At 63.5% G+C, this 26,816-nt stretch carries 22 protein-coding genes; 16 read left to right on the forward strand and 6 right to left on the reverse strand.

Translation table 11 applies throughout. The features are described 5' to 3' along the window. The first annotated feature begins 5 nt into the window (after nt 1-5). The 6 genes from rsgA to B5E65_RS01290 all read left to right on the forward strand — a co-directional run bounded on the left by rsgA (nt 6) and on the right by B5E65_RS01290 (nt 7,036). Nucleotides 6-881 (forward strand): ribosome small subunit-dependent GTPase A, encoded by an 876-nt coding sequence (gene rsgA / locus B5E65_RS01270; protein WP_087169965.1) that lies wholly within the window; start codon nt 6-8, stop codon nt 879-881. A 74-nt stretch (nt 882-955) separates the two neighbouring features. After that, complete coding sequence (locus B5E65_RS01275) at nt 956-1,585, forward strand: thiamine diphosphokinase (RefSeq protein WP_087169966.1); 630 nt, start codon at nt 956-958, stop codon at nt 1,583-1,585. A 97-nt stretch (nt 1,586-1,682) separates the two neighbouring features. Then, on the forward strand, nt 1,683-1,763 hold the full coding sequence (gene spoVM / locus B5E65_RS16830) for a stage V sporulation protein SpoVM (RefSeq protein ID WP_143402942.1): 81 nt from the start codon (nt 1,683-1,685) through the stop codon (nt 1,761-1,763). A 134-nt stretch (nt 1,764-1,897) separates the two neighbouring features. Further along, nucleotides 1,898-3,415 carry a DUF3794 and LysM peptidoglycan-binding domain-containing protein gene (locus tag B5E65_RS16675; RefSeq protein ID WP_158098481.1) on the forward strand — a complete coding sequence of 506 codons (1,518 nt, stop codon included), beginning with the start codon at nt 1,898-1,900 and terminating at the stop codon, nt 3,413-3,415. Nucleotides 3,416-3,437: 22 nt separating this feature from the next. Beyond that, the gene (gene spoIVA / locus B5E65_RS01285; protein WP_087169968.1) at nt 3,438-4,913 is read left to right on the forward strand and encodes a stage IV sporulation protein A; all 1,476 of its coding nucleotides are present in this window, start codon (nt 3,438-3,440) and stop codon (nt 4,911-4,913) included. Between the two features lie 185 nt (nt 4,914-5,098). After that, entirely contained in the window at nt 5,099-7,036 is a 1,938-nt protein-coding gene (locus B5E65_RS01290; protein WP_087169969.1) for an oxidoreductase, read from the forward strand. A gap of 65 nt (nt 7,037-7,101) precedes the next feature. Here B5E65_RS01290 and B5E65_RS01295 read toward each other — a convergent pair whose 3' ends face one another. The 3 genes from B5E65_RS01295 to B5E65_RS01305 form a co-directional block, all read right to left on the reverse strand. Then, entirely contained in the window at nt 7,102-7,782 is a 681-nt protein-coding gene (locus B5E65_RS01295; protein ID WP_087169970.1) for a Crp/Fnr family transcriptional regulator, read from the reverse strand. After that, a complete protein-coding gene (locus B5E65_RS01300) occupies nt 7,779-10,163 on the reverse strand; it encodes an ATP-dependent DNA helicase (RefSeq protein WP_087169971.1) in 2,385 nt (794 codons plus the stop codon). Before B5E65_RS01300 ends, B5E65_RS01295 begins: the two co-directional genes overlap by 4 nt. 88 nt (nt 10,164-10,251) lie before the next feature. Then, on the reverse strand, nt 10,252-11,334 hold the full coding sequence (locus tag B5E65_RS01305; RefSeq protein WP_087169972.1) for a hypothetical protein: 1,083 nt from the start codon (nt 11,332-11,334) through the stop codon (nt 10,252-10,254). A 153-nt stretch (nt 11,335-11,487) separates the two neighbouring features. Between B5E65_RS01305 and B5E65_RS01310 the strand changes: the two genes are divergently transcribed. The 10 genes from B5E65_RS01310 to B5E65_RS01355 all read left to right on the forward strand — a co-directional run bounded on the left by B5E65_RS01310 (nt 11,488) and on the right by B5E65_RS01355 (nt 22,986). Further along, nucleotides 11,488-12,660, forward strand: coding sequence for an NAD(P)-dependent malic enzyme (locus B5E65_RS01310; protein WP_087169973.1), 1,173 nt, complete (start codon nt 11,488-11,490; stop codon nt 12,658-12,660). 12 nt (nt 12,661-12,672) lie between these two features. Then, a complete protein-coding gene (gene fumC, locus B5E65_RS01315) occupies nt 12,673-14,055 on the forward strand; it encodes a class II fumarate hydratase (protein WP_087169974.1) in 1,383 nt (460 codons plus the stop codon). Between the two features lie 240 nt (nt 14,056-14,295). Next, nucleotides 14,296-15,060 (forward strand): ATP-dependent sacrificial sulfur transferase LarE, encoded by a 765-nt coding sequence (gene larE / locus B5E65_RS01320; RefSeq protein WP_087169975.1) that lies wholly within the window; start codon nt 14,296-14,298, stop codon nt 15,058-15,060. Nucleotides 15,061-15,072: 12 nt separating this feature from the next. Then, nucleotides 15,073-15,828, forward strand: a complete 756-nt coding sequence (gene larB / locus B5E65_RS01325; RefSeq protein ID WP_087169976.1) for a nickel pincer cofactor biosynthesis protein LarB — start codon at nt 15,073-15,075, stop codon at nt 15,826-15,828. Between the two features lie 4 nt (nt 15,829-15,832). Further along, nucleotides 15,833-17,125: a nickel pincer cofactor biosynthesis protein LarC gene (gene larC / locus B5E65_RS01330; RefSeq protein ID WP_087169977.1), complete on the forward strand. Its 1,293-nt coding sequence runs from the start codon at nt 15,833-15,835 to the stop codon at nt 17,123-17,125. Between the two features lie 120 nt (nt 17,126-17,245). After that, entirely contained in the window at nt 17,246-18,067 is an 822-nt protein-coding gene (locus B5E65_RS01335) for a sugar phosphate isomerase family (protein ID WP_087169978.1), read from the forward strand. A gap of 34 nt (nt 18,068-18,101) precedes the next feature. After that, nucleotides 18,102-19,256, forward strand: a complete 1,155-nt coding sequence (locus tag B5E65_RS01340; protein ID WP_087169979.1) for a class II fructose-bisphosphate aldolase — start codon at nt 18,102-18,104, stop codon at nt 19,254-19,256. Between the two features lie 167 nt (nt 19,257-19,423). Beyond that, complete coding sequence (locus B5E65_RS01345) at nt 19,424-20,215, forward strand: FAD binding domain-containing protein (RefSeq protein ID WP_087169980.1); 792 nt, start codon at nt 19,424-19,426, stop codon at nt 20,213-20,215. 1 nt (nt 20,216) lies between these two features. Continuing rightward, nucleotides 20,217-20,702 (forward strand): (2Fe-2S)-binding protein, encoded by a 486-nt coding sequence (locus tag B5E65_RS01350; RefSeq protein ID WP_087169981.1) that lies wholly within the window; start codon nt 20,217-20,219, stop codon nt 20,700-20,702. Further along, complete coding sequence (locus B5E65_RS01355) at nt 20,686-22,986, forward strand: xanthine dehydrogenase family protein molybdopterin-binding subunit (RefSeq protein ID WP_087169982.1); 2,301 nt, start codon at nt 20,686-20,688, stop codon at nt 22,984-22,986. Before B5E65_RS01350 ends, B5E65_RS01355 begins: the two co-directional genes overlap by 17 nt. A gap of 53 nt (nt 22,987-23,039) precedes the next feature. On the opposite strand, the gene ftsH is transcribed toward B5E65_RS01355, so the two are convergent. The 3 genes from ftsH to rlmD all read right to left on the reverse strand — a co-directional run bounded on the left by ftsH (nt 23,040) and on the right by rlmD (nt 26,812). After that, a complete protein-coding gene (ftsH, locus tag B5E65_RS01360) occupies nt 23,040-24,920 on the reverse strand; it encodes an ATP-dependent zinc metalloprotease FtsH (protein WP_087169983.1) in 1,881 nt (626 codons plus the stop codon). A gap of 176 nt (nt 24,921-25,096) precedes the next feature. After that, the gene (locus B5E65_RS01365; protein ID WP_143402939.1) at nt 25,097-25,615 is read right to left on the reverse strand and encodes a GNAT family N-acetyltransferase; all 519 of its coding nucleotides are present in this window, start codon (nt 25,613-25,615) and stop codon (nt 25,097-25,099) included. A 27-nt stretch (nt 25,616-25,642) separates the two neighbouring features. Further along, complete coding sequence (rlmD, locus tag B5E65_RS01370; RefSeq protein ID WP_242957448.1) at nt 25,643-26,812, reverse strand: 23S rRNA (uracil(1939)-C(5))-methyltransferase RlmD; 1,170 nt, start codon at nt 26,810-26,812, stop codon at nt 25,643-25,645. Nucleotides 26,813-26,816: the final 4 nt, after the last annotated feature.

The following is a 26,816-nucleotide window of genomic DNA, read 5'->3' on the forward strand; positions in this document are numbered from 1 at the left end:
GGCATATGGAACCCTATATCGTTAAAAGCATCGGCGGCTTTTACTATGTGAAAACCGACGAGGGAATCGTGGAGTGCAAGCCCAAGGGCATCTTCCGCAAACAGCGCATCACGCCGGTGGCGGGGGATACCGTAACCCTGGAACGGGAACAGGGCGCCACCGTCATTGCCTCGATCGGCCCGCGCAAAAATGTGTTCGTACGTCCGCCCATAGCCAACCTGGATGTGTTGTTCATCGTGGCCAGTACGGTGCAGCCGGTGCCCAGTACCCTGGTGCTGGATAAGCTGTCCGCCATTGCGGTGGACAAGGACGCCGAACCGGTGCTGGTGATCACCAAGGGCGACCTGGCCAGCGACGAGAATCTGGCCTCTGCCTACGAAAAGGCCGGTATTGCCTGCATCCGCGTAGACCATGAGACCGGGGCGGGGCTGGACAAGATCCGCGCCCGCATCGCCGGCAAGCTGTGCGCATTCTGCGGTAACTCCGGGGTGGGCAAATCCACCCTGCTCAACGCCCTCTCGCCGGAGCTGGGCCGCCAGACCGGCGACATCAGCCAGAAGCTGGGCCGCGGCCGCCATACCACCCGGGAGGTGGAGATCTTTGAGACGCTGGGCGGCCGCATCGCTGATACCCCAGGCTTTGCCAGCCTGGATCTGGAGCGTGCCTGCTACATTCCCAAAGAGAATCTGGAATACGCTTTCCCGGAGTTTGCGCCCTATCTGGGCAAGTGCCGGTTTACCGGCTGTTCGCACCGCACCGAACTGGGCTGCGCTGTGCGGCAGGCCCTGGCCGAGGGCAAGATCAGCCCCAGCCGCTACGAAAGCTACTGCGCCATCTACGACGAGGTCAAGGACGTAAAAAGCTGGGAACTGAAAAAGTAACCGAAGCCCGGCGGAGCCCTGTCTCCGCCGGGCTTTTGCGGCCCCGCATACCGGGGCGGAAAGGAGAATGCCCTATGCAGGATTGGGTGATCGTGTCTGCCTGCCCGGTAGGGGAGGCGATGCGCCGTTACATCACGCCGGGCTGCCGTCTGGTGGCCTGCGACGCGGGCTGGCGCAATCTGCAAAAACTGGGCCTGACGCCGGATCTGGTGGTGGGGGATTTTGATTCCGCGCCGCCCCCGCCGGGCGGGGATACCGTGGTGCTGCCCCACGTAAAGGACGATACCGACACCCACTATGCCGCCCGGCTGGCGGCGGAGCAGGGCGCAAAGCGGGTCACCATCCTGGGGGCGCTGGGCGGCGCCCGGCTGGAACACACCCTGGCCAACCTGGCCACCGGCCTGTGGCTGCAGAAACAGGGGGTGGATACCTGCCTGACCAATGAGCGCAGCGAGATCCGCTTTCTGCTGCCCGGCCATACCCTGACCCTGCTGCCGGCGTGCTGGCAGTACTTCTCGCTGTTTCCGCTGGAGGGCCGTGCCGAGGGTGTCTGCGTACAGGGGGCGTTCTATGAACTGGACAACGCCACCCTGACCCCGGATTTCCCGATCGGCGTCAGCAACGAGTGGGCCGAAAACCGCGGCCCGGTCACCGTGCGGATTGACAAAGGGGCACTGGCCGTCATCTGCACCAAAGCGGACTGAGTTTCCCAAACTGCCGCAAAAGCCGCACATTCTGCCCGCCGCAGCATAGTATGGAGCATCCAACATCACCCAGACGGGAGAAAGCGGGGAAGCATCCATGCAGGTAGTGGTTATCAAAAGTCCGAAATTCCTGGCAGGTATTCTGCGGGCCATCTTTCACATCAACCGGGAGGGCTGATCCCTCCTCAGCAAAAGCCGGGGCGCACCCAGACAGCGGGTGCGCCCCGGCTTTTCTGCTGCCCGGCATGTCTGCATATCCTGTCCGCGCCGCTCATATACATGGCCATAGAAACGCGCGAAAGGGGCGAAACTATGGAATTGAAGGTGTTCAGAGACACCCTGACTGCGGCGGGCGGGTTGTGCGATACAAAGACCGAACTTCCCATCGAAACCGAGATTCTGATCCCGGACTATCTGCCGCAGGTGTTCAAGATTGTCAAATGCCAGGTGCGGCCGGTGGTGCTGCAGGCCCAGACCACCGGCGGCCGTCTCACGCTGGACGGCTATCTGCGGTGTGTGGTGTTCTACCAGTCGGACGAGCAGCAGAACCTGTGCCAGACCGAGCAGAAACTGCCGTTCACCAAAACGCTGGATCTGCCTGCGCCGGAATATGGCGGCTGTCAGGTGCACACCGGCGGCGAGGTGGAGTATCTGAACTGCCGGGCGGTGAACCAGCGCCGGGTGGATGTGCGGGGGGCGTTCTCGCTGAATGTGACCCTGACCCTGCGGCAGGAGCAGCCGGTGATCACGGCCCTGTCCGGCAGCGGTGCCGAGCAGCTGCTGGGTACCCTGACCGGGGCCCGCCCGGTGGCGGCCCTGGATAAGCTCATCACCGCCGAGGAGGAGATCACCTTTCCCACGCCGCCCGCGGCCGTGCTGGACGTGACCGGCCTGGCCACCGTGCAGGAGATTCGTCTGCTGCCGGGCAAGGCGGTGATAAAAGGCGAGGTGGAAGCCCGGGTGCTCTACCGCATCGCCCCGGGCTGCGAGCTGGAGCAGCTGACCAGGGCGGTGCCCTTCAATCAGATCGTGGATGTGGACGGCGCGGCGGAGGACTGCCGCTGCTTTGCTTACGTGGAGCCGGTGGGCTGCACCCTGATGGCAGCCCCCAATCCCCAGACGCCGGGTACCGTGTCGGTCACGGCCATGCTGCGGCTACGGGTCTGGCGGCCCATGGAATGCGTGGTGGTGGAGGATGCCTTCTCCACCGAATACAACGCCCAGGTGGAGTATAAAACGGTCACGGTGGAGCAGATGGAAGCGCCGGTGGATCAGACGGTGCGCCTGACCCTGGAAGGTGCCCTGCCGGACGAGAACGCACGTATCCTGCACTGTTTTGCCAGCCTGGCCCCGACGGAAGCCGCGCAGGCCGGGCCGGGGGTGATGCTGCGGGGCCGCGGCACCGCCCATGTGCTCTGCCTGAACAGCCTGGGCGAGATCGAGTGCTACGACAAGGCGTTTGAGTATCAGCTGCCCGACGTGTGGGAGGGCCAGATCCAGGAGTACCGGGCCGAATGCTGGGCGGATGTGGTGCAGTGCGCCGCCCGCAAGGAGAACGGCGGCATGGCCGCCGACCTGACGCTGCGGGTTACCGGCCTGATGGCCCGGGCCAGGCAGCAGACGGTGGTCAGCGAAATGACCTGCGAAGACCCGCTGGAGCCCGCCGATCCGGACGTGGCGCTGCGCATCTGCTACGCCCAGGCAGGGGAGGACGTGTTCCACATTGCCAAGCGGTACCATGTGTCGCCGGCGGCGCTGCTGCGCGCAAACCAACTGGAACAGCCCCGTCTGGATGCGCCCGCCCGGCTTTTGATCCCGGTAGTGGGCTGACAGAAAAGGAGGTATCGCAACTATGGAGCGTGAGCAACTGTATCAGGACATCGCCGCCCGCACCGGAGGCGACATCTATATCGGGGTGGTGGGGCCGGTCCGCAGCGGCAAGAGCACCTTTATCAAAAAGTTTCTGGAACTGCTGGTGATCCCCCGCATTACCGACCCGGCCCGCCGGGCCCGTGCCCGGGACGAACTGCCCCAGTCGGCCGCGGGCCGCACCATCATGACCACCGAGCCAAAATTCGTGCCCGAAACCGCCGTCACGGTGGAACTGGAGGGCGGCGGCAGCTTCCGCACCCGGCTGATCGACTGCGTGGGCTATATGGTGGAGGGGGCCATGGGCCACGAGGAAAACGACCAGCCCCGCATGGTCAAAAGTCCCTGGTTCGAGGAGGAAATCCCCTTTGACCAGGCCGCCGAGACCGGCACCCACAAGGTCATCTGTGACCATTCCACCATCGGCCTGGTTATCACCACCGACGGCTCCATCAGCGACATTCCCCGGGAGCGGTACGAGCCGGCGGAGCAGCGGGTCATTCAGGAACTGGAAGCGCTGGGCAAACCCTTTTTGGTGCTGCTCAACTGCACCGAGCCGGACAGCGAAGCAAGCCGCCGTCTGGCCCAGCAGATGCAGCAGCGGTACGGGCATGCGGTGCTGCCGGTAAGCTGCGTGGACCTGGACGTGCCGACGCTGGAGGCGATCCTGGCCAGCGTGCTGTATGAGTTCCCGGTGCGGGAGATCGCCTTTGCCATGCCCCGGTGGATTCCCATGCTGGATGCAGACCACTGGCTGCAGCAGGCGGTCTATGCCGGGGTGCGGGAATGGGCCGATCCGATCGACCGGATGAAGGACGTGGCCGCCAACGCGGATACCTTTGCCTGCGAGTATGTGAGCAGCGCCGTGATCGACGGCATGGATCTGGCGGAAGGCACCGTGCGGATGCGCCTGCAGCTGGAGCCGGATATCTTTTACCGGGTATTGGGGGAGACCACTGGCCTGGAGGTCTGCGACGAGGCCAGCCTGCTGCCCTGTGTGATCAGCCTGGCCAAGGCCCGCCGGGAATACGAGAAGATCCGTAACGCCCTGGAACAGGTGGAGGCCACCGGCTACGGCATCGTGATGCCGGCCATCAGTGAGCTGCATCTGGAAGAACCGGAGATCGTGCGCCAGGGCGGCCGGTATGGGGTCCGTCTGCGGGCCAGCGCCCCCTCCATCCATCTGCTCAAGGCCACCATACACACCGAGATCAGCCCCATTGTGGGCTCCGAGCGGCAGAGCGAGGAACTGGTTCTCAGCCTGCTGCAGGACTTCGAGCAGGACCCGCTCAAGATCTGGGAGTCCAACATCTTCGGCAAAAGCCTGCACGAACTGGTCAACGAGGGGCTGCAGAACAAGCTGCTGCATATGCCCCAGGAGGCCCGCGCCCGCCTGCAGGAGACCCTGGAACGGGTCATCAACGAGGGCTGTTCCGGCCTGATTTGCATTATCCTGTAAAGCGCCGGCCCGCGCCCGGCTCGCGGCGACCCTTGCGCCGGGGCCGGGCGCGGCTTTTGTACGAAAATTGTATCATGTGACACTATAATTTTGCGCAAAACAGCGCCATACGCTCTCCGAAACCGCGGGGCAAACCGGGTATACTGAAAACAGGAATCCCAAGCCAAAAGGAGGTAAATACCCGTATGAATCCCTACTTTCCCACCCTGTTCAGCCCCTGCAAGATCGGCAACGTGACCATCAAGAACCGCATCTGCAAGGCTCCCCAGACCACTGGTCTGAGCCATATGGACGGCAGCGTTTCCTCCCGGCTGGTGCGCTGCTACGAGGACCTGGCCCGGGGCGAGGTCGGTATGATCATCGTGGAGTACGCGTTCGTGGACCGCAAGTACAGCAAGTCGGCCTCAAACCAGCTAGGTATCTGTGACGACGAATACATTGTGGGCCTGGGCTGGCTGGCGGACACCATCAAGAACCTGGGCAGCGTGCCCTGCATCCAGATCGAGCACTGCGGCCGTCAGCGTTTTTTGGGCCCGCCCATGAAGTCCGCGTCTCCCAACCCCTGGCCGCTCATGTACGAGCGGTACGGCCGGGCCGCTATCCCGGAGGAATTGACCATCGACGAGATCCACCAACTGGTGGAGGACTTCGGCCGGGCGGCCCTGCGTGCCAAGACCGCCGGCTTCCAGGTAGTGGAGATCCACGGCGCCCACGGGTATCTGATCACCAACTTCCTGTCGCCCTTCACCAACCAGCGGCGGGATTGGTACGGCGGCAGCCGGGAGAACCGGTTCCGCTTCCTGGAGCAGGTGTTCACCCGCTGCAAGGAGTATGTGGGGGAGGATTTCCCCATCATCGTTCGGCTCAGCGGTACCGACTATGAGCCCGGCGGCATGACCATCGACGATACCATCTACTATGCCCAGAGGCTGGAGCAGCTGGGCTGCGCCGCCATCGATGTGAGCGGCGGCGATCATCACCAGATGATCCACCAGGTCACCCCCATGCAGCTGGACCGGGGCCACAACGTGTGGGCCGCTGAGGCCATCAAAAAGGTGGTGAAGATCCCGGTGTTTGCCACCGGATCCATCACTCAGCCGGACTTTGCCGAGGAGATCCTGGCCAGCGGCAAGGCAGACTTCATCAGCATGGGCCGGCCGCTGCTGGCGGACCCCTACTGGGCCAAAAAGGCGCAGGAAGGTCATCCGGAGGACATCTCCCCCTGCATCCGCTGCAACGAGGGTTGCCTGGACCGGGGCAACCATCTGGGCAAATCCATCAATTGTACGATGAACCCCACCCTGGGCTTTGAGGACGCGCTGGCTATCCGGCCGGCCGACAAGGTCCGCAAGGTAGCGGTGGTAGGCGGCGGCCCCGCCGGCCTAAAGGCGGCCGACACCGCCGCGCTGCGCGGCCACGAGGTGACCCTGTTTGAAAAGCGGGCGCTGGGCGGCTGGCTCCACGAGGCCTCCTACCCGGATTTCAAGGCGGACATCCGGGACGCGTTGCGCTATCTGGTCACCCAGGTGAACAAGCACGGGGTTACGGTGGTGGAAAAGGAGGCCACTGCCGCGGACCTGGCCGGGTTTGACGCGGTGATCGTGGCCACCGGCACCACCCCCGCTGGTCTGCCGGTGCCCGGCGCCGACCGGCCCAACGTGACCCTGGCTGTGGACGCCCTCAAGGAGGGCGGTGTGCGCCCCACCGGCCAGGTGGTGGTCGTTGGCGGCGGACTGATCGGGGTGGAGACCGCGGTGCTCTTCAGCCGGCAGCCGGACACCCAGGTGACCATCCTGGAGATGCTGCCCCAGATCATGAACGGCTGCAGCGACTGCGACAAGATCGTCTACGGCGGCTGGATCCAGGAGAACGGTGTGCAGGTGTTCACCTCCAGCAAGGTGGTCTCAATCGGGGAGGAAGGGGTCACCTTCGAGCAGAGGTCCCGCCGCGGCACCGTGCCGGCGGACCATGTGTTCCTGGCTACCGGCATGAAGCCCAACCAGGCCCTCTACGAGGAGCTGCTGGCCCAGGGTGTCATGGTGTACAACGTGGGGGACAGCCAGGCCCCCGGCAAGATTTACGACGCCGTCCACAGCGGCTACAAGGCCGGCCTGAAGGTATAAGGCCACACTAAGCAGAGAGCCGGCCCCGGTGGTACATGCCGGGGCCGGCTCTCTGCTTGCTTGTTTCAGGGAAGCTCCGCATAGGTCTGGCAAAGCTGTTCCAGCTTGGTCGGATCCAGGATGTGAAAGCCGATCCCGTCGCTGGCGATCACGCCCTCCTGCCGCAGTACCCGGCAGGCCCGGGATACGCTGGCGCGGGAGCAGTTGATGGCGCAGGCCAGCTCCTGCTGGCTCATGCGCACCTGGGCCTGCTCGCCATCCCAGTTGGCCAGCAGAAAGTTGGCCAGCCGCAAGAACACGCTGTTCAAACTCTGGTTGGCCGCGTCAAAGCAGAGCTGCCGCAGCACCTGGCAGTAGTAGCGGGCCAGCACCACCGAAAAATCCGGGTCCCGGCGGATCATCTCTTCCAGAAACCGGTTCTGGAAGGGCAGCAGCCAGCAGTCGGTCAGGCAGGCGATGTTCATAAGCGAGGCCTGGCCCGGAATCAGGCAGTCCAGCCCGGCGATGCTGCCCGGCCCCAGGACCGCCACCGTGCGCTCGTTACCCTGGCAGTTGCCCGCATACACCCGCAGCCGGCCTTTGCACAGGTAGTACATCCAGTCCCGGCTCTCCCGGCTGCGGCATACACGCATCCCCTTGTCCAGCTTCATGGGCGGCGGGCCGTTTTGCTCAAAGGCGCTCTGGTAGGGCAAAAATTCCCCCTCGAAAAAATACCGTATCTGGTAAGGGCTGCGGCTGGTGTTCATAGACGCGCTCCTTTCTGCGGGTCCTCGTCCTCCCGCCGCCAGAATTCCGCTAGCTGTTCCGCCATCATGTCGGTACCGCGCACATCCCGGCAATGCTGCCAGTACCCGGGGAACAGCCGTCGGTAGCCCGGTGTGCCGAACCGGCTGTCAAGCAGCAGCACCACGCCCCGGTCATCGGGGGTGCGGATCACCCGCCCGGCGGCCTGCATCACCTTGTTGAAGCCGGGATACTGGTAGGCGTAAGCAAATCCGTCCTCCCGGGTGCGGGCAAAATAATCCCGCAGCATCTCCTGCCGGGGATTCACCTGGGGCAGGCCCACCCCCACCACGGCGGTGCCGATCAGGCGGCTGCCGGTCAGGTCGATGCCCTCGCCAAACACCCCGCCCATCACACAGAAGCCCAGCAGGGTCTTGTCCGGTTCTTCCCGGAAGTTGTCCAGAAAAGCGGCCCGTTCTTCCTCGCTCATGCCGCTGTCCTGCACCAGAATCTCAATCTCCGGATACCGTTCGCAGAACCGTTGCCGCACCTGCTCCATGTAGCCATAGCTGGGAAAATAGGCCAGGTAGTTGCCCACCCGCCCGGCGGCCATCACCGCCAGGTAATCGGTCACCCGGTCCAGGCTCTGTTCCCGGCGGGCGTAGCGGGTGTCCACATCCAGCGCGCAGAACAGCCCCATCCGCCCGGGATCAAAGGGGCTGGGCAGGCTTACCGCCGCCGCCTCACCGCAGCCCAGCACATCCCGGTAGTAAGGCAGGGGGGTCAGGGTGGCGCTGAACAGCGCCGCGCCCCGGCCCAGCGCCAGGCTTTCGTCCACAAACAGGCTTGGGTCCAGACAGATCAGTTCCACCCGTACCCGGCTGCCCGCGGCGGTGTACTGGGTGGCGTAATGCTCATCGTACCGGTCTGCGGTGCGCAGAAAATCCTTGATCGTAAAGTAGGCGTCCAGTACCTGATCGTACAGCTCGCCGCCGTTTTCGCCCCGGTGTTCCTCCAGCCACTGCTGCATCGGCGCGGTGCAGTGCCGTACCGCCTTGAGAAACTCCTCCGGGGCCGCGTCGGTAAACCAGCTGCGGGTCTCCTTTTCCTCACTCTCGTGGCGGATGTTCACAAAAGCGGTGTTCAGCGCCGCCAGTGCACGGGCCAGCTTGCCCCGTCCGCCCAGTGCCTTGCGCACCGCGTACAGAGGCTCCTTCTCCAGCCGGCTGGAATACATCTCCCGGGCCCGGTCGGGCAGGTTGTGGGCCTCGTCCACAAGAAACAGGCTCTGCCCGTCGCCGCCCTCAAAGAAGCGCTGCAGCCGGGCGGTGGGGTCAAACAGGTAGTTGTAATCCCCCACGATCACATCGCACCATAGCGAAATATCCAGCCCGAACTCAAAGGGGCAAAGCTGTTCCGTTTCGGCCAGCCGTTCAATGGTCTCCCGGTCAAAATGCCGGTGCTCCAGCGCCCGCCACAGCGCGTCCCGCCGCCGGTCAAAATATCCCCGTGCCAGCGGGCAGGCCTCCGGATTGCACTCCCGGCGTTCCCGGGGGCAGATCTTGTCCTTGGCGGTCAGTACAATGTAATTCAGTTCCAGCGGCCCCCGGTTCTGGTGCAGCAGTTCCAGCGCGTCCCGGGCCGCCTGCCGGGTGGTGGTGCGGGCCGTGAGATAAAACACCCGTTCCCCGTGCCCCTCGCCCAGGGCTTTCAACGCAGGGAACAGCGCGCTCATGGTTTTGCCGATGCCGGTGGGCGCCTGGCAGAATACCCGCTTGCCGTCCCGCATGGCCCGGTAGACCATGGCCGCCATCTCCCGCTGGCCCGCCCGGTATCCGTCAAAGGGGAATGCCAGCCCCCGCAGCGAAACGCCCCGGGCCTCATGATGGGCGGCGCTGCGCTTGGCCCAGGGGGCGTACTGCCGCAGCAGATCCAGAAAAAATTCTTGCAGTTCATCGGCACTGTATCGTTCCTCAAACCGGAACAGCCGCTCCTCGTCCACCTGAAAATAGGTCAGCCGCACCCCCATCTCACTCAGGCCTTTCTGCGCCGCCAGAATGGCCGCGTATACCTTGGCCTGTGCCCAATGCACCGGGCTGTGATCCGGGGTGATCTGCTCACAGGGCAGGGTGGTGGTCTTGATCTCGTCAATGCAAATTACCCCGTCCGGGGCGGGGTAGACCCCATCCGCCCGGCCGTCAATCCGGTAGGGAACCTCCTCCACCGTCTGCTCCCAGCGCAGATAGACCTCCGGCTGGTAATCCGGCCCCTCTTTCTTCTGCAGCCAGCGGTGGATACGGGCCCCCTCCAGCGCCCGGTCCGGCCCGGAGAACCGGCTGTCGATACTGCCTGTCAGCAAAAGAAACTCCACCAGCTGCCGCACCGAAAGCTGCACCGCGTCCATGTCCCGTCACCTCCCGCAAAACACCGGAAAGCCCGCGCCGCCAACAAAACGGCGCGGGCTGTTTTTCTTGTTCCTTATTATACCACCATCAGGGCTTTGTCACCAGCCCCATGGAGCAGGCCGTCTCGGCCATCACCGCGTCCACCCGGGTAAAATCCGCGGCGGATTTGTAGTAGGTCTCCAACTCGTTGTGGGCGCAGCGGGCCTCCCGCTGCAAAGCGCTGGTCTGGGCCAGCAGTTCCGCCGCCGCTTTCTGGTTAAACCGCATCCGCTGCCGACGGGCCCGCAGCCCCTCCGGGTCGGCAAACCGGCTGCACCGCATGTTGTGCTGGCCGCAGAACTCCATGGGATGCCAGCTGTTGGAGGTCAGCACCGCCAGCCCCAGCTCCGGCAGCAGCAGATGGTCAATTTTATCCTCCGGGGCCAACGGGCATCGGCAGGTAATCACAAACAATCCGCGCTCCAGCGCCTGCCGCCGCAGTTCCTCCAGAATCACCCGGCTCACCGCGCCGTATTCGTCCCGCAGCACGATCACATCGTCAGCCAGCGCTTCTACTGTATTCCGGTAGGCCAGTATCCCGTCCGGGGTCACGGCGCTCAGCAGCCGCACACTCTCCCGGCCCGGCCCCTCCTGCCGGGGCATCCGGCGTTCCGCCAGCCGGGCGGCGTACCGGCGCGCTTTGCCCTCATCCGCCACACCGGCGGCCAGACGACGGTTTTCCAGCAGCAGCGCGCCCGCCGCCGCCAGATACCGGGCCGCCCGTCCCTGCAAACAGGCGCACCGGCCGAACAATGCCCGCACCTCCCCGGCGTTGGCCTGCATCCGGGCCCGGTCCAGTGTGTGGTACAGGCTCACCACCTGCTCCACCGCCACCGGGCAGGCGGGCTCCAGCGTGTGGGGGGCGGTGGCGTCCAGAATCGCCGTGTTCTGTTCCCAGAATACGGCCCCGTCCAGGCTGGCCGGATCGGAGGAACAGTGGATGCGCTCCACCGTGCCGCTGCCCAGGGCGGCCAGCTTCTTCATCATGGTGGACTTGCCGCAGCCCGGCCCTGCCTTGATGAGAAAGGGCGTCAGACCCGGCTGGGCGGTCAGCTGGGCAAAGTAGCCGTGAAACCCGGCAGGGGACAGCGCCCCGAGGAAAAAGTCCAGATAGCGTGTGTTGCATTCCATTTTCAGCACCCCTTTCGCTGTTCCATGGTATGCCGCTGCCCGCCGCCCGGACACTCAAAAAATCCCTTTTGCCAAGTTGACGGGAAAAATCTGTACGAGTATACTAAAGCAGTATGATGTATGTTCCACCCGTCGGGGGAGAGGAGAAGCAATATGGATACAAAACAGCTTGCAATGGAAAAACACCGCCAGTGGAAGGGCAAGATCGAGGTGATCTCCCGGGCGCCGGTCACCAACCGGGAAGAGCTCTCGGTGGCCTACACCCCCGGCGTGGCCGAACCCTGCCTGGCCATCCAGAAGGACCCGGCCCTTTCCTATGACCTGACCCGCCGGGGCAACCTGGTGGCGGTCATCACCGACGGCACCGCCGTGCTGGGCCTGGGCGACATCGGCCCCGAAGCCGCCATGCCGGTCATGGAGGGCAAGTGCGCCCTGTTCAAGGCCTTCGCCGGTGTGGACGCATTCCCCATCTGCGTGGACAGCAAGGATCCGGAAACCTTCATCAACACGGTGGCCCTGATCTCCAAGAGCTTCGGCGGCATCAACCTGGAGGACATCGCCGCCCCCCGCTGCTTCGAGATCGAGGCAGAACTGAAAAAGCGCTGCGATATTCCCGTATTCCACGACGACCAGCACGGCACCGCCATTGTGCTGGGGGCCGCGCTGCTCAACGCTGCCAAGGTGGTGGGCAAGCCGATGGAAAGCCTGCACCTGGTCATCAACGGCGCCGGCGCGGCCGGTACCTCTATTGCCCGCCTGCTGCTGCAGCTGGGGGTGGGGGACATCGTGCTCTGCGACAAGCAGGGCGCGCTCTACCGCGGCGCGGACTGGATGAACCCGGCTCAGGCCCAGCTGGCCGAGATCACCAACAAGGAAAACAAGCAGGGTACCCTGGCCGACGTAATGAAGGGCGCGGACGTATTCATCGGCGTGTCCCGCCCCGGCCTGGTCACCCGGGAGATGGTGGCCTCCATGGCCCCCGGCGCGATCGTGTTCCCCATGGCCAACCCGGTGCCCGAGATCATGCCGGACGAGGCCCGTGCCGGCGGCGCGGCGGTGATCGGCACCGGCCGCTCGGATTATCCCAACCAGATCAACAACGTGCTGGTGTTCCCCGGCATCTTCAAGGGCGCGCTGCAGGTGCGCAGCAAGGAGATCACCGAAAGCATGAAGCTGGCGGCGGCCCGCGCCATTGCCGCGCTGGTAAGTGAAGAAGAGCTGAACGCCGACTACATCCTGCCCAATGCCTTTGACCCCCGCGTGGCCGATGCGGTGGCCGGTGCGGTGGCGGAGGAAGCCCGCCGCCTGGGCCTGGCCCGGGTATAAGGAGGGCGAACGATGGAATACCGTATCGAGCATGATACCATGGGCGAGGTAAAGGTACCTGCCGACAAGCTGTGGGGCGCCCAGACCCAGCGCAGCCACGAGAACTTCCGCATCGGCGGCGAGACCATTCCGCTGCCGGTCATCCGGGCGTTCGCCTATCTGAAAAAAGCTGCCGCCCAGGCCAACCGGGAACTGGACAACTTGGACGGCCCCCGTGCCGACGCCATCTGCGCCGCCTGCGACGAGATTCTGGCCGGAAAGTGGGACGATCAGTTCCCACTGGTGGTCTGGCAGACCGGCAGCGGCACCCAGACCAACATGAACCTGAACGAGGTGATTGCCCGCCGCGCCCAGCAGATTCTGGGGGACGATACCCCGGTGCACCCCAATGACCATGTGAACCGTTCCCAGAGTTCCAACGATACCTTCCCCACCGCCATGCACCTGGCGGCAGTGCTGGAGATTGAAGGCCAGCTGCTGCCCGCCCTGGACGAGCTGGCGGCCACCTTTGCCGATCTGAGCGAGCGTTACGCCGACGTGATCAAAACCGGCCGCACCCACCTGCAGGACGCCACCCCCCTGACCCTGGGCCAGGAGATCAGCGGCTGGCAGGCCATGCTCACCAGCTGCCGGGAGATGCTGGTGGCCTCCCTGCCGGGTCTGCGTCAGCTGGCGCTGGGCGGCACCGCCGTGGGCACCGGTCTGAACGCCCTGCCAGGCTTTGCGGAAAAAGCCGCCGAGCGGCTCACCGCCCTCACCGGCACCGAGTTTGTCACCGCGCCCAACAAGTTCCACGCCCTCACCAGCAAGGACGCGCTGGTCTTCGCCCACGGGGCCATGAAGGCTCTGGCGGCGGATCTGATGAAGATTGCCAACGATGTGCGCTGGCTGGCCAGTGGCCCCCGCTGCGGCATCGGCGAGCTGACCATCCCGGAGAACGAGCCCGGCAGTTCCATCATGCCCGGCAAGGTGAACCCCACCCAGTGCGAGGCGGTCACCATGGTGGCGGTGCAGGTAATTGCCAACGATACGGCGGTGGCCATGGCTGCCTCCCAGGGCAATTTCCAGCTGAACGTATTCATGCCGGTCTGCATCTACAATTTCCTGCAGTCGGTGCGGCTGCTGGCGGATGCCATGCGCTCCTTCAACAAAAACTGCGCCGTGGGTATTGCCCCCAACCGGGAACGCATCGCCCATAATCTGGAGCAGTCCCTGATGCTGGTCACCGCACTGAATCCCCATATCGGCTACGAGAACGCCGCCCGCATCGCCAAGGCCGCCCACGCCCAGGGGCTTACCCTGCGGCAGGCCGCCATCCAGTCCGGTCTGGTTACGGCGGAACAGTTTGATGCCTGGGTACGTCCCGAAGATATGATCGGCACCCTGCAGCGATAAAACAAACGTTTGCTGTGTCCGCAGCTTGCAAACCGCTGCCGGGCCCGGTATACTGAAATCAACAACAAAACCGCCCGCGCCGTCAGGAAGACAGGCCGGGTTCATGCGCCACGAAGGCGGGGGAATACCCTCTGCGCCGGGTGCGGGGGCTGTGTGCAGTCCGCCGCCACCGGCCTGCTTCGCGGCGCATTTTTCTGTATGGGGCCCCGCCCCGTTCTGTCGAAAGGAGCCCTTTTCTCTATGCAGCTTTCCGAATTATTTGCCCGCCATCCCAAAGCGGCGCTGGCCTTCTCCGGCGGCACCGACTCCGCGCTGCTGCTGCAGGCCGGGGTGCAGGCCGGGGCGCAGATCCAGCCTTACTTTGTGTCCAGCCCGTTCCAGCCGGCCTTCGAGCGGCAGGACGCGCAGCAATTGGCCGCCCGCGCCGGGGTGACCCTCCGGGTTATCGAGCTGGATCCCCTGGCCGACCCGCAAGTGCGGGAAAACGGTCCCCGCCGCTGCTACTACTGCAAGCGGGCCATCTTCACCGCCCTGCGCCGCCAGGCGTCTGCCGACGGCTATGACCTGCTGCTGGACGGCACCAACGCCTCGGACGACGCGGCCGACCGGCCCGGTATGCAGGCACTGGCGGAACTGGGGGTGCGCAGTCCGCTGCGGGAGTGCGGCATCACCAAACTGGAGGTGCGGCGCCTGAGCCGGGAACTGGGCCTGTTCACCTGGCAGAAACCCAGCTATGCCTGCCTGGCCACCCGAATTCCCACCGGCCGACAAATTGACCCCGCGGATCTGGCCCGGGTAGAGGGGGCGGAAAACTGCCTGGCCGGGCAGGGCTACCGGGATTTCCGGGTTCGCCTGCGGGCGGACGATGCCTGCCTGTTGCAGGTTACCGAAGAACAATGGGGCCGCGCTGCGGCGGAGCGGGAAACCCTCCGCGCACTGCTGCGCCCTTACTTTGCCCAGGTGTGGCTGGATACCGCCGCCCGCCGGGCAGAACCGATGGAGTGAGGAGGAAACAGAATGGAAAAACAGGACGCGCTGCAGCTGCTTGAAGCAGTCCGGGACGGCCGGGTAGACCCGCAGCAGGCGCTTTTGCAGCTGAAGCTGGAACCCTTTGAAGACCTGGGCTTTGCCAAGGTGGATCACCACCGGGGCCTGCGCCAGGGGGCGCAGGAAGTGATTTACGGCGCGGGCAAAACGCCGGAGCAGATCGCCGGCATCCTGGCCTCCATGCACCGGCGCGGGGCAGAGAACATCCTGATCACCCGCATGAGCGCCGAAGCCGCCGACCTGGCCCGCAGCCAGGGCCACAGCCTGCAGTACGACCCGCTGAGCCGGGTGGGCATTGCCTGGCCCCGGCCCCATATCAGCGCCAAGGGCACCATTGTGGTGGTGTCCGGCGGAACCAGCGACCAGGCCGTTTGCGAGGAGGCTGCCCTCACCGCCCAGGCCATGGGCAACAAGGTGGAGCGTCTCTACGACGTGGGGGTGGCCGGGCTGCACCGTCTGCTGGCCAACCTGGATGTGCTCATGAGCGCCCGGGTGGTCATTGCCGTGGCAGGCATGGAAGGCGCACTGGCCAGCGTGGTGGGCGGCCTGGTGGACTGCCCGGTCATCGCGGTGCCCACCAGCGTGGGATATGGCGCCTCCTTCGGCGGGATGAGCGCCCTGCTTTCCATGCTGAACTCCTGCGCCAGCGGGGTCAGCGTGGTGAATATCGACAACGGATTCGGGGCCGGGTATCTGGCCAGCATGATCAATCATATAGGGGAGTGACAGAATGCGCACCATCTATCTGGAATGTGCCATGGGCGCGGCGGGGGATATGCTCATGAGTGCCTTGAGCGAGCTGCTGGACCCCGCAGTCCGGCAGGAATTTTTTGAAACCATGAACCATCTGGGCCTGCCCGGTGTGCAGGTGACCCGCCGCGACGCGGAAAGCTGCGGCATCCGGGGCACCCGGGTGGAGGTGACCGTACACGGGCAGGAGGAGCACAGCGAGGATGTGGACCTGCACACCCATGCTGCCCACACCCATGATCATACCCATTGCCACGGGGAGGAGCATGTCCACGGGCACATGCATCCCGGCGAAGAAGCCGCCCATTCCCACCACCATCATCACCATGCTTCCCCGGCAGATATCCGGGCGCTGGTGGAGAAGATGAATGTCCCCGCGCCGGTGCGCCAGGATGTGCTGGCGGTGTACGACCTGATTGCGCAGGCCGAGGCTCATGCGCACGGCTGCCCGGTGGAGCAGATCCATTTCCATGAAGTGGGCACCATGGACGCGGTGGCGGACATCACCGGCGTCTGCCTGCTGATGCATATGCTGGCGCCGCAGCAGGTGCTGGCCAGCCCGGTGCACGCGGGCAGCGGCCATGTGCGCTGTGCCCACGGGGTGCTGCCGGTACCGGCTCCTGCCACGGCCTGGCTGCTGCAGGGGATTCCCTGGTATGGCGGCAGCGTGCAGGGAGAACTGTGCACCCCCACTGGCGCGGCCCTGCTGAAACATTTCGTCACCCGCTTCGGCCCCATGCCGCCCTTCTGCGCCGAGAAGATCGGCTACGGGATGGGTACAAAGGACTTCGGGGTGGCCAATTGCGTGCGAGTATACCTGGGCCAGGCAGAAGGGGAACCCCTGCCCCAGATCGCCCAGCTGTGCTGCAATCTGGACGATATGACCGGCGAAGCTATCGGCTTCTGCACCCAGGTCTTGCTGGATGCAGGGGCGCTGGATGTGTTCAGCACCCCCATCCAGATGAAAAAGAATCGCCCGGCGGTGCTGCTGACCTGCCTGTGCCGTATGGACCAGGCGGACGAGATGGCTGGTCTGCTGCTGCGCCATACCACCACACTGGGGGTGCGCCGCACCCTCTGCGAGCGGTATATGCTGGAACGGGAAGCTATTACGGTAGATACCGAATATGGCCCGGTCAGGGCCAAGAGGGCCCGGGGCTGGGGCGTGGATCGGATCAAGGCCGAGTACGACGACGCGGCCCGCATTGCCCGGCAGAAGGGCGTTCCCCTCCGCCAGGTGCAGCAGGAAGTGGAAAAATCGGCAGCAAAGTAAACGATTGCGTTTGTTTTGTTGCATCAAATCCTTCGGTTGTGTTAGGATATTTATAGAGAAAAAGGCGGATGCCGGATCGTTCGGCCCGCCCTGTGAGGCTGTCACAACAGGAGGTTGAGTATGAGCTTCGAGTATTATCAGATTTCGGCGCAGGACCTGGGCAAGGATGCCAAGGTGCCTATCCTCAAACTGGGGGATTCGGGCGAAGTATTCTACGAACTGGCTCTTGAGATGCTGAACTGCATCAAGGCCAACAACGCCGCCGGCAAAAAGACGGTGTTCATCTGCCCGGTGGGCCCGGTGGGGCAGTATCCCATCTTTGTGCGGCTGGTTAATCGGGAGCGGGTCAGCCTCAAGAACTGCTGGTTCATCAATATGGACGAGTACCTGAAAGACGACGGCAGCTGGATTGATATGGGCAACAAGCTGTCCTTCCGGGGCTTCATGGAACGTACCGTCTACAGCCAGATTGATCCGGAACTGGTCGTACCGGAGGAGCAGCGGGTGTTCCCGGATCCGCAGAACCTGGAGTACATTCCCCGCCTGATCGAGGAACTGGGCGGTGTGGACATTGCCTTTGGCGGCATCGGCATCAACGGGCACCTGGCTTTCAACGAGCCTCAGGACGAACTGACCGCAGAGGAATACGCCCAGCTGCATACCCGCGTGCTGGACATCTCCCGCGAGACCCGCACCACCAACGCCATCGGCGATCTGAACGGTGCCATCGACGCTATGCCCAAAAAGTGTGTCACCATCGGCATCCACGAGATTCTGTCCGCCCGCAAGGTGCGTCTGGGTGTCTTCCGTGACTGGCACCGGGCGGTGATCCGGCAGGCTGCCTACGGCGAGGTAAGCGCCCATTTCCCGGCTACCCTGCTGCAGAACCATCCCGACGCTATGATCATCACCAACGCCAACGCGGCCCAGCAGCCGTTTTAAGCGGCCCGACGCATAAGAAAGGAAGGTATCCGCCATGTTAGTACCTCTTCGCGCGATTCTGGAAGCCACCGATAAATACGACTACGCCCAGGGCGCGTTCAACGTAAACGCCGTGGCCCAGGCGAAAGCCGCCATCGAAGTACACGAGATGTTCCGCTCTGCGGCGATTCTGCAGGGCGCTGATCTGGCCAACGGCTTTATGGGCGGCCGCACCGATTTTATGAACGCCACCCTGGAAGATAAGATCAAGGGTGCCGCCAACATCGGTGACGCGGTAAAGAAATACGGTGAGAACAGCCCCATTCCCGTGGCCCTGCATCTGGACCATGGCCGTAACTTTGAAAGCTGCAAGGCGGCTATCGCCGGCGGCTACACCAGCGTTATGATCGACGGTTCCAGCCTGCCCTTTGAGCAGAACATCGAGCTCACCCGTGAGGTGGTCAAGTATGCTCATGAGCGCGGCGTCACCGTAGAGGCCGAGCTGGGCGTGCTGGCCGGCGTGGAAGACCACGTGTTCAGCAACAACTCCACCTATACCAATCCCCTGGATGCGGTGGAATTCATCAAAAAGACCAAGGTGGATGCCCTGGCCATCAGCTACGGCACCATGCACGGCGCCAACAAGGGCAAGGGGGCCAAGCTCCGCAAGGAGATCGCCATTGCCACCAAGGAGTGCCTGCGCCATGCCGGCATCTTCTGCGTGCTGGTCAGCCATGGTTCTTCCACCGTTCCCCAGTACATCGTCAACGAGATCAACGCCCTGGGCGGCGACATCCAGAACGCCTACGGCATTGAACTGGCCCAGCTGAAAGAGGTCTCCCACTGCGGCATCGGCAAGATCAATGTGGATACCGATATCCGCCTGGCCGTTACCCGCAACATGAAGGAGCTGTTTGTGGCCCGTCCCGAGCTGCAGAAGAGCCCCTCCATCGGTGCGATCTACCAGCTGCTGGAAGAGAAGAAGTCCGCCTTTGATCCCCGCGCGTTCCTGCCCCCGATCATGGACACCGTCATGTACGGCAACATCCCCGACGAGGACGTGGCCGCTATCGTGAACTGCATCGAAAAGGGCGTGCGCGAGGTTGTGGGTACCCTGATCGTGGAATTCGGCAGCGTGGGCAAGGCTCCCCTGGTGGAGAAGGTCACCCTGGACGAGATGGCCGAGCGCTACCGCAAGGAAGGCATCTGATCTCTGTTTCATACGCAAAGCAGCGGTGCGCTGTCCTGTTTCAGGGCGGCGCGCCGCTTTTCTGTGTTAACGGGATTTGTATTTGTGCCGGGCCCATGGTATAATGGGGCTGAAAAATCACAAGAAACGCCGTGCTTTGGCACGGCGCCGGAAGGATGTAGAAGATCGTGTTGACGATACGGGAGTATGTGCGTCCCCAGACTTTGGAGGAAGCCTATACCCTTTGCCAGAAAAAAAGCAGCGTGGTATTGGGTGGCATGCTCTGGCTGCGGATGCAGAACAGCCAGGTGGGTACTGCCATTGACCTGTGTGAATTGGGGCTGAACCACATTGAAGAGACGCCGGACGACTATGTGATCGGCGCCATGGTCAGCCTGCGCCAGCTGGAACAGCACCCCGGCCTGGCCGCTCTGACCCAGGGTGCCATGGCCGAGGCGGTCAAGCATATCGTGGGCGTGCAGTTCCGCAACCTGGCCACAGTGGGCGGCAGCCTGTACGGCCGGTTTGGCTTTTCGGATGTGCTCACCCTGTTCCTGGCGCTGGATGCCCGGGTGGAACTGTACCACGCCGGGATGATGTCCCTTGCCGATTTTATCGGGATGCCCCGCCAGCAGCGGGATATTCTGGTGCGGGTCTACCTGCCCCGTGCGCCCCGCCGGGTGGTGTACCTGAGCCAGCGCAACTCGGCTACGGATTTTCCCACCCTGACCTGCGCCATCGCCCGGCAGAACGGGCAGACCTGCTGCGTCATCGGTGCCCGGCCTATGCGCGCCATGGCATTTGACGACGAGAAAGGCCTGCTGGCAGCCGGTGTGAACGAAACCAGTGCCGCTGCGTTTGCCAAAGACCTGGCAGCCCGTGTGCCGCTGGGCAGCAATCTGCGTGCCGGGGAAGAGTACCGCCGCCTTGTATGCGAAGCACTGGTGCGCCGCGGCCTTGTACAGATGGAGGGGTGCTGAGATGGAAATCAAACTGAATCTGAACGGCCGGGCCATTACGGCGCAGGCCGATCCCGATACCCTGCTGCTGGATTTTGTCCGTGCGCAGGGCTGCGTCAGCGTCAAGCGGGGCTGCGATACCGCCAACTGCGGGCTGTGCACCGTGCTGCTGGACGGTGTGCCGGTGCTCTCCTGCAGTGTGCTGGCGGCCCGTGCCGACGGCCATTCGGTGCAGACCCTGGAAGGTCTGCAGAGTGAAGCGGAAGAATTTGTCACCTTTATCGCGGATCAGGGCGCGGATCAGTGCGGCTTCTGCAATCCGGGCTTTGTGATGAACACCATTGCCCTGCTGCGGGAGAACCCCGATCCCACCGATGAGGAGATCCGCGCCTATCTGGCGGGCAACCTGTGCCGCTGCTCCGGCTATGACGGGCAGCTGCGGGGGATCCGCGCCTATCTGAACAGTAAAAAAGAGCAGGGAGGTGCCCGGGATGGAGCAGAAAAATAAGGTTGTGGGCCGCCCGGTGCGCAAAAAGGACGCCATGCGTCTGCTGCTGGGCAAGCCTGCCTATCTGGAGGACGTTACCCCCTCCGATTGCCTGGTGGTCAAGGTGCTGCGCAGCCCCCATGCCCATGCGGTAATCCGGGAGATCAACACCACCGTGGCGGGCAAGGTGCCCGGCGTGGTGGGCATCTATACCTGGCAGGATGTGCCCCAGAAACGGTATGCCCAGGCCGGGCAGACCTATCCGGAACCCTCGCCCTACGACCGCCTGATCCTGGACCGCCGGGTGCGGTTTGTAGGGGACGCGGTGGCGATCGTGGCCGCCGAAAACGAAAAGGCCGCCGACAAGGCGCTCAAGCTGATCAAGGTGCAGTACGATGTGCAGCCCGCGGTGCTGGATTTCCACACCGCCAAGGACAATCCGGTGCTGGTGCATCCGGAGGAAGACTGGAAAGCATGCTGCCCGGTGGGGGCGGACAACACCCGCAACCTGTGCGCCTGCGGCAGCGAGAGCGATGGCGATGTGGACAGTGTGCTGGCCGACTGCGACATGGTGGTGGAGCATACCTACCATACCAAGGCGTTCCAGCAGGCCATGATGGAGACCTTCCGCACCTATACCGAGCTGGACCCGTACGGCCGGCTGCATGTGATCAGCTCCACCCAGATCGTGTTCCATGTGCGCCGCATCCTGTCCCACGCACTGGATATTCCGGTTTCCCGCATCCATGTGGAAAAGCCTCGCATCGGCGGCGGCTTCGGCGCCAAGCAGACGGTGGTGGCGGAGGTCTATCCCGCCTTTGTCACCCTGAAAACCGGCCGCCCCGCCCGGATGATTTATACCCGGCGTGAGTGCCAGATTGCCGGTTCTCCCCGCCATGAGATGGAGATTCATGTCCGGGTAGGCGCCAGCAAGGAGGGCCGCATCCGTGCCATGGATGTGTACACTCTGTCCAACACCGGCGCCTACGGCGAACACGGCCCCACTACCGTGGGCCTGTCCGGTCATAAATCCATCCCACTGTACACCGGCGGGCTGGAGGCGTTCCGGTTTGCCTATGATGTGGTGTATACCAACCAGCAGGCCGCCGGTGCCTACCGTGGCTACGGCGCTACCCAGGGCATCTTTGCGGTGGAATCGGCGGTGAACGAACTGGCCGACAAGCTGGGCATCGACCCGGTGCAGCTGCGCCTGCGCAATATGGTGCGGGAAGGCCAGGTCATGCCCGCTTACTACAACGAAAAAACGCTGGCCTGCGCGCTGGACCGGTGCATGCTGCGCTGTGCCGACCTGTTTGACTGGGAGCATCGCCGTACCCCCCGGGTACAGCCCGACGGCAAGATCCGGGCGGCCGGCGTGGCGATGGCCATGCAGGGCTCCGGCATTTCCGGCGTGGACGTGGGTTCCGCCACCATCAAGCTGGACGATCAGGGCTGCTACTCCCTGACCATCGGCGCGGCGGACATGGGTACCGGCTGTGATACCATTCTGGCCCAGATGGCTGCCGAGTGCATGGACTGCTCGGTGGACGATGTGGCGGTGTTCGGCGCGGATACCGACGCTTCGCCCTACGATTCCGGCTCCTATGCGTCCTCCACCACCTACGTTACCGGCAAGGCGGTGGAAAAGGCCTGTGCCGAACTGAAAACCAAGATCTGCTCCCTGGCCGCGGAGATGCTGGGCTGCGAAGCATCCGATCTGGAGTTCGCGGGCCGCGAGGTGCGCCGGCTGGACGGCGGCGGCGCGGTGTCCCTGGCGGATATTGCTACCCGGTCCATGTGCGGCACCGCACCGGCCATGCAGGCCACCTGCTCCCATTCCTCGCCCACTTCGCCCCCGCCGTTCATGGTGGGCATGGCGGAGATCGAGCTGGACCCGGAAACCGGCAGTGTCCGTCCGCTGGAATTTGTGGCGGTTGTGGACTGCGGCACCCCCATCAACCCGAACCTGGCCCGCATCCAGACCGAGGGCGGCCTGGTGCAGGGTATCGGCATGACCCTTTACGAGAACGTGACCACCAACGCTCTGGGCCAGATTGCCGAGAACAGCTTTATGCAGTACAAGCTGCCCACCCGGCAGGATATGGGTACCCTGCATGTGGAATTTGAGCCCAGTTACGAGCCCACCGGCCCGTTCGGCGCCAAATCCATCGGCGAGATCGTGATCAACACCCCTTCGCCGGCCATTGCCCACGCGATTCACAGCGCTACCGGCGTATGGCATCGGGAACTGCCCATCACACCGGAAAAGGTGCTGCTGGGTCTGCACCATAAACAGCAGGACTAAAACAACAAAACGCCCCCGGAAAGAGCGGTTGCCTTTCCGGGGGCGTTGCTTTGTTATGCCTGCAGCAGCTTCATGAATTCCTCGCCGGTAATGGTTTCCCGTTCCAGCAGGTAGTCGGACAGTCTGCGCAGCTGATCCTCGTGATCTTTCAGCAGGTTGTAGGCCTTTTCGTGGGCCTGGCGAATGGTCTGGGAGACCATCTCGTCGATGCGGGCGGCGGTCTGTGCACCGCAGGTCAGGCTGGCGTCTCCGCCCAGATACTGGTTCTGCACCGTCTCCAGTGCCATCATGTCGAACTCATCGGTCATGCCATACCGGGTGATCATGGCGCGGGCCAGTTTGGTGGCCTGCTCAATGTCGTTGGAGGCGCCGGTGGTCATATTGTCCTTGCCAAAGATCAGTTCCTCGGCGCTGCGGCCGCCGGTCAGGGTGGCGATGCGGGCCAGAATTTCCGCCCGGCTCATCAGGGACTTGTTGCCCTCATCCACCTGCATGGTGTAGCCCAGCGCACCGGAGGTGCGGGGGATAATGGTGATCTTGGTAACAGGGGCCGAATGGCTCTGCAGCGCGGCCACCAGGGCGTGGCCGATCTCGTGGTAGGCCACAATCTTTTTCTCTTCGGCCGAGATCATGGCGTTCTTGCGCTGGGCACCGGCAATCACCGTCTCCACGCTTTCCTCCAGATCGGCCTGGGTCACCTGCTGGCGGCCCAGCCGTACGGCCCGCAGGGCGGCTTCGTTTACAATGTTGGCCAGTTCGGCGCCGGAAGCGCCCGCCGTGGCCCGGGCCAGCATATCCCAGTCCACCGGTTCCTGAATGTGCACCTTGCGGGCATGCACCCGGAAGATGGCTTTCCGTCCGTTCAGATCGGGCAGTTCCACCGGTACCCGGCGGTCAAACCGGCCGGGCCGCAGCAGCGCCGGGTCCAGGCTTTCGGGGCGGTTGGTTGCCGCCAGCAGAACCACGCCCTTGCCGCTGTCAAAACCGTCCATTTCCGCCAGCAGCTGGTTCAGGGTCTGCTCGCGCTCGTCGTTGCCGCCCAGACCGCCGGTATCACGTTTTTTGCCGATGGCGTCGATCTCGTCGATAAATACGATACAGGGGGCCTTCTCGTTGGCCTGTTTGAACAGATCCCGCACCTTGGCGGCGCCCATGCCCACAAACATCTCCACAAATTCCGAACCGGAAATGGAGAAGAAAGGCACATGCGCCTCACCGGCCACAGCCTTGGCCAGCAGGGTCTTGCCGGTACCCGGAGGGCCCACCAGCAGCACGCCTTTGGGCAGCCGTGCGCCGATGTCGGCATACTTGCCCGGCTCATGCAGAAAGTCCACCACTTCTTTCAGGGATTCCTTGGCTTCTTCCTGCCCGGCCACATCGGCAAAGGTCACGCCGGTAGCGGATTCTTCCACATAGATCTTGGCGCCGGACTTGCCAAAGGTCATGGCGTTGCCGAATCCGCCGCCCATCTGTTTGTTCATCCGCTTCATCATAAAGCGGGAAAGCAGTTCGCCGATAATCAGGAAGAAGAAGATCGGGAACACCCAGCTGACGATAAAGCTCAGCAGGGGATTGGCCTGGGTGGGAATCTCGGCGGAAAAGTCGATGTTTGGATCGCTGCGCAGCTGCTGCAGCAGACGCTGACCGTCATCCGGCCAGATGCCGGTTTTGTAGATGCGCAGCGAATTTTCGTCCTCGCCCGCAATGAATACCAGCTGTTCATCGGCTTCGCTCAGGGCGACTTCGGTTACCTGGCCCTCGTCCACCATATCCAGGAACTCGTTATAAGGCACCTCGGTCACCTGCCGCTCCAGCACAGAGGGGAACAGCAGCGCGTTGAGCAGCATTACCACGATCATGGCAATGATGTAATAGAAAATAAGCGGTTTTTTCGGGGGCGTGGGTTTTGCGTCGGTATCTTTTATCTCCTGCATAGTTTGTATCCCTCCATCGGTTTACAGAAAGCCGCCCAAAAGCGGCGAAACGGGCACATCCCGCCCGGTCCAAACACGGCGGATGTGCCCCGATGACTATAGTATAGCAGGATTTTTACCCGAAACTGTAACGGGAATATGAATGAATTGAGCGTTTTGTTTGTACAAGACATTTTTTACAGTACAGCCTCAAAAACGCCGCCCTCGAAGAAGACCGGCCTTCCCGCTTCGTCCGCATAGAAGGATACCGGCTCGGTTCCGGTCAGAACAAAACCCAAAGAGGTGAGCAGCCTGACGGAAGGCATATTCTCGACCGCGGTCCCTGCGGTCGGTTTTCGTACACCCCGGTTTTGCATAAGCCGCATGAGAGCAGACAGGCTTTCCGATGCATACCCTTTGCCATGGTACGCCGGATCAAAACAATAGCCCACCTCGTACCCGATCGGCCGGCGGTTAAAGGCAATGTAGCCGATGACCGTTTTGCAAAGGCAAACCGCAAAGAAAAAATGATCCGGGCCTTGCCCGGCAGCAGCCCACCGGGCAATCCGGCCCTGAACATCGGTGCTGTCGGTGTTGTGGGGACGATCGAACCGGGCATAGGGGGAAGCATTCACGCCTTCCCAAATTCGTTGGATGTCCGGCCAATCACCCTCCTGGACGGGCCGCATGATTAACCGATCGGTGTGAATCCGCAATTCCTGTTAGCACATAGGCACTGCCTTTCATCGTTTCTCTGTCCTGACTAAGAGCGCGACCGATTCCAGATGTTCCGTATAGGGAAACATGTCCACCGGTGTGGCGCGTACCATCCGGTAGCCCTCCCGGACAAGCAGGGCAATGTCCCGCGCCTGGGTGGACGGATCACAGGAGATGTACACCACGCGGGAGGGGGCCAGCTTTCCCAGTGCGGCAAGGAATTCCGGCGTGCTGCCGGACCGGGGCGGGTCCATAAAAACCACGTCCGGGGCGGCGTGCTCTTCGGCAAGCCGGTTCATGTATTCGTCCGCGTCGGCACAGACAAACCGGGCGTTCTGAATGTGGTTGTGCCGGGCGTTTGCCTGGGCATCCCGCACGGCGGCGGCGTTCAGTTCCACGCCCAGTACCTGGGCCGCCCTGCCCGCTGCGGCCAGACCGATGGTGCCGGTTCCGCAGTAGGCGTCCAGCACCGTCTCGCGGCCGGTAAGCCCCGCTTCGCGGATGGCCAGCTCGTACAGCCGCTGGGTCTGGCGGGGATTTACCTGATAAAAGGAAGCGGGGGAAATGCGGAACCGCAGCCCGCACAGGGTGTCCTCAATGAAACCCGGGCCGAACAGGGTGCGGCATTTATCGCCCAGCACCATGCTGGTGGGCCGGGGGTTAATATTCTGCACCAGGGTGGTTACATCCGGGCACAACTCCCGCACCCGGGCGGCAAACCGACGGCTTCCGGGCAAAATGTCCGGCCCGGTTACCAGCGTGACCATCAGCTGGCCGGTATACAGCCCCCGCCGGATCTGAATGTGCCGCACAAGGCCGGTGCGCCGCATCGGGTCGTACACCGTGTAGCGGCATTCCCGCGCGGCCTGCAATACCGCATGGACCGCCTGTTCCGCCAGTTCGTCCTGCAGCGGGCAGCCGTCCGCGGGCAGCACCCGGCGGCTGCCCTTGGCATACAGGCCGCATACCAGCCCGCGGCGCCCATCCTCGGCAAAACTGGCGGTAACCTTGCAGCGATAGCGGCAGGGGTCTTCCATTCCCAGCACCGGCTCTACCGGCCCCCATTCCGCCAGAAGCTTCCGGGCGTGGGCCTGTTTGCGGGCAAGCTGCTGCGGATAGGGGATTTCTGCGTACTGGCAGCCGCCGCATCCTTTGCGGCGAAGCGGGCAATCCCGCGGGGTCATGATAGGTTGCATAGCT

Source organism: Gemmiger sp. An120 (genome assembly GCF_002160955.1).
GTDB classification, from domain to species: Bacteria; Bacillota; Clostridia; order Oscillospirales; family Ruminococcaceae; genus Gemmiger_A; species Gemmiger_A avium.